The following is a 322-nucleotide window of genomic DNA, read 5'->3' as shown; positions in this document are numbered from 1 at the left end:
TGTATATAGGCTGAGGAAAGTCCAAGCTTGCACAGGCTGAGATGCCTGTAGTGATCGTACTTGCTGAAAAAATAAGGCAAGGCACTGCTTTTAGTAGTGACGGCAGACAAAAGAGCTAAGGTTTCGGCTATGCTTGAGTAGTCTTGAAAAGTGCCACAGTGACGAAGTGATATAGGAAACTGTATTAGTGGAACGCGGTAAACCCTGCGAGCAGGTAACCCAAACTTTGGTAGGGGCGCTTCATGACGGAAATGAACTAATCATGGGGGCGAGTTTTTTAACTCGGAGATAGATGATTACCACCGATTCTAATTTTCCTGAA

1 other RNA gene is annotated in these 322 nt (G+C 44.7%); it reads left to right on the top strand.

The window, feature by feature from the left end:
• Positions 1-301: RNase P RNA component class B (rnpB, locus tag CGS25_RS18900), an RNA gene on the top strand; the annotation flags it as partial.
• Positions 302-322: the final 21 nt, after the last annotated feature.

The organism is Alloalcanivorax mobilis, assembly GCF_002864685.1.
Classification (GTDB): domain Bacteria; phylum Pseudomonadota; class Gammaproteobacteria; order Pseudomonadales; family Alcanivoracaceae; genus Alloalcanivorax; species Alloalcanivorax mobilis.
The sequence above is the reverse complement of the archived record's forward strand: the minus strand, read 5'-3'. Positions and strand labels throughout refer to the sequence as shown.